Source organism: Anaerovibrio sp. (assembly GCF_045637405.1).
Taxonomy (GTDB): domain Bacteria; phylum Bacillota; class Negativicutes; order Selenomonadales; family Selenomonadaceae; genus Anaerovibrio.
The window spans coordinates 1-2,197 of record NZ_JAZTZI010000093.1; the positions used below are offsets into that span (position 1 = coordinate 1).

The 2,197-nt window shown below is 43.5% G+C and carries 2 protein-coding genes and 1 pseudogene; all 3 read left to right on the top strand.

The features are described 5' to 3' along the window. Window positions 1-269, top strand: a pseudogene (locus tag ACKI5G_RS06870) (hypothetical protein); the annotation flags it as partial. 24 nt (window positions 270-293) lie between these two features. Continuing rightward, complete coding sequence (gene budA / locus ACKI5G_RS06875; protein WP_407398880.1) at window positions 294-1,127, top strand: acetolactate decarboxylase; 834 nt, start codon at window positions 294-296, stop codon at window positions 1,125-1,127. 160 nt (window positions 1,128-1,287) lie between these two features. Then, a complete protein-coding gene (locus tag ACKI5G_RS06880) occupies window positions 1,288-2,070 on the top strand; it encodes a 5'-methylthioadenosine/adenosylhomocysteine nucleosidase (protein ID WP_407398882.1) in 783 nt (260 codons plus the stop codon). Window positions 2,071-2,197 lie beyond the last annotated feature (127 nt).

Sequence of the window (2,197 nt, forward strand, 5' to 3'; positions counted from 1 at the left end):
CTATTTTCGCAATGGTACGGGTACAGATTTCAACTAAGGCATTGACGGACAGTAACCAGCTTGATCTGTTGAAGTTAATCAACGAAGAGTCTGCCTCATACAAACCTTTCAAGGTGTATTTAAATGACGCTGGGGACTTAATATTGGATGTGTGCCTAATCGTTGATGAGGAATTAAAGGGGGATACCATTTACACCATGTTCTCCTTTATCATCGATTATCTTGACAAGAACTACCGCAAGTTCATGAAGTGCGTATGGCAGGGATAATATACCCTGAAAGGAACTGGGATTATGAAGATTAACATCAAAAAACATCTTTCCTTAGCATTAATTGCAGGTCTTTTGACGGGCAGCGTGGGCTATGCTACTCCAGCAATTACAGAACGTGAAAGCCTAAACCAGGTGGCACTTTTACAGTCTTTGGCCCAGGGATATTTTGGCGGTACGGTTACAGTAAGAGATATGCGGTCTCTAGGTGATATCGGCATTGGCACCTTTGAGGGTCTTAATGGTGAAATGATTATGCTGGATGGAACAGTCTATCAGGCTCTGGGTGATGGTCGTGTCATTGTGGCTGATGACAAGACGGCTGTTCCTTATGCAACGGTGACTTATTTTGATGATGATATTGCCCTTGCCTTGCAAAACATTAATGACAAGGCAGCTTTTGAAAAGGCTTTGAATGAAGAAGTAAAAAAGTGCGGGGAAAACAGCTTTTACATGATAAAACTACATACAGAGTTTTCCTCTGTTCTCTTCCGTAGTGAGTACGGCAGCCAGAAGCCTTATCCAACCCTCGTGGAAGCCCTTAAAGGCAAGCAGACAGAGTTTACAGCCAATAATATTAAGGGAACACTGGTAGGGTTGTATTGTCCTAATTACATGGCTGGGCTGAATTCTCCTGGCTGGCATTTTCACTTTATTTCCGATGACCGGAAACAGGGCGGCCATATTTTGGAGCTTTCTTTAAAGAAGGGTACAGTTTTACTTGATAAGACTGATAAATTTACCATGGTAATCCATGATGACCCTCAATTCCATCAGTTTAATCTGGCCAAGGATATGAGTAAGGATATCAAGAGTGCGGAGCAGGATACCAAGGATAGCATGGGAAATACTAAATGATAGGCTAAGAGAAAAGCGGTTTGGTGGAGTATGGTATATTCTGCCGGACCGTTTGCTTTGTGCGGAATAATTGCAAGGGAGAATTTTGGCAGAGTAATAACCTCAGATGATTTACCCGCGTTAAGTATTCATAAAATTTTACATGTGGGAGTTTTGAGCCATGAACAGAATTTTTATAACAGCTGTTTGTATGATACTTTGTTTTTTCTCTTCGTTGCCTGTAATGGCGGCAGAAAATGACCAGATAGTAAAGATAGGCATTATTGGAGCTATGAAGCCAGAAGTGGATATCCTGAGGGAAAATATGCAGGCAATTCGCAAGGAGACCAAAGCAGGAATGGAATTCTGCGAGGGAAGCATCGGTAGCATGAATGCTGTGGTGGTGCAATGCGGTATAGGGAAGGTCAATGCGGCTGCCTGTGCCCAGATACTGGTGGATGATTTTGAGGTTAGCCATATCATCAATACAGGTGTGGCAGGCTCCCTGAATGAAGAACTTGACATCGGGGATATTGTTGTTTCAGTGGATGCTGTACAGCATGACTTCACGGTGGAAGCCATTGGCTTCAAGAAAGGAGAGATTCCTTACACGGGGCAGGTGGGTTTTGCCGCCGATGCAGGGCTTCGACATAAGGCTGTACAAGCGGTAAAGAAAGCTCTCCCCCAAGTCAGGGCAGTTGAGGGGCGGATTTGCTCCGGGGACCAATTTATTTCTTCCCAGGAAGCGAAGGACAGGATAGTTTCGGAGTTTCATGGGGATTGTGCCGAGATGGAAGGTGCAGCCATAGCCCAGATTTGCTATGTGAACAAAATTCCTTTCGTCATACTGCGAGCTATTTCGGATAAAGCGGATGAGGGTTCTCCTATCAGTTTTGAGGAATTTACCAAGTTAGCGGCAAAAAATTCTACTAACCTGGTACAGTTCATGTTGAAACATTGGTGATTTATCAAAACACGATGAGCTTCCAATAAAATGGGCGCATATTAAGATGGAGTTTTAACACCACCTGAACTGAGTTGAAATTTACCCAGGCCTTTACGTGTAATTAGCTTAGCATAAGCGATTATCA